We start from the raw sequence: 898 nt of genomic DNA on the forward strand, positions 1-898 counted from the left end.
GGCGGGTAATACGGCGACCTGTAGTTTTGATGTAACTGTTAATGACAATGAAGCTCCCGTGGCTGTTTGTCAAGATTTTACAACACAATTAGACGCAACTGGAAATGCAACAATAACAGGTGCCGATATCGACGGTGGAAGTACTGATAACTGCGGAATCGCTTCGCTTTCAGTATCTCCAAGTACCTTTACCTGTGCCGATGTTGGACCAAATACGGTAACACTTACGGTAACCGATGTCAATGGAAATATCTCAACCTGCACATCAACAGTAACCGTTGAAGATAATATAGACCCTATTGCGATTTGTAGTCCATTTACAGCACAATTAGATGCAGCTGGAATGGCTACAATTACTGCAGCCGATATCGACGGTGGAAGTACTGATAACTGCGGAATCGCTTCGCTTTCAATCTCCCCAAGTACTTTTACCTGCGTCGATGTCGGTCCAAATACGGTTACACTCACAGTAACCGATGTCAACGGCAATATGTCAACTTGCACCACAACAGTAACGGTTGAAGATAACGTTGCTCCTTTAGCTATCTGTAGTCCATTTACAGCACAATTAGATGCAACTGGAAATGTAACGATAACGGGAGCTGATGTAGACGGTGGTTCTACAGATGCCTGTGGAATCGATTCGCTTTCAGTGTCTCCAAGCACTTTTACATGTGCCGATGTCGGTCCAAACACAGTAATACTTACGGTAACCGACGTCAACGGAAATATCTCAACCTGCACCACAACAGTAACGGTTGAAGATAACGTTGCTCCAGTAGCTATCTGTAGTCCATTTACAGCCCAATTAGATGCCGCCGGAATGGTAACAATTACGGCAGCCGATATCGACGGCGGAAGTACTGATAACTGCGGAATCGCTTCGCTTTCAGTATCC

Annotated in this window: 1 pseudogene; it reads left to right on the forward strand. The window is 45.1% G+C overall.

The features are described from left to right. Positions 1 to 898, forward strand: a pseudogene (locus tag ACY2RU_RS17640) (hypothetical protein); the annotation flags it as partial.

The sequence above is a fragment of the Ulvibacter sp. 2305UL32-6 genome, from assembly GCF_058148545.1.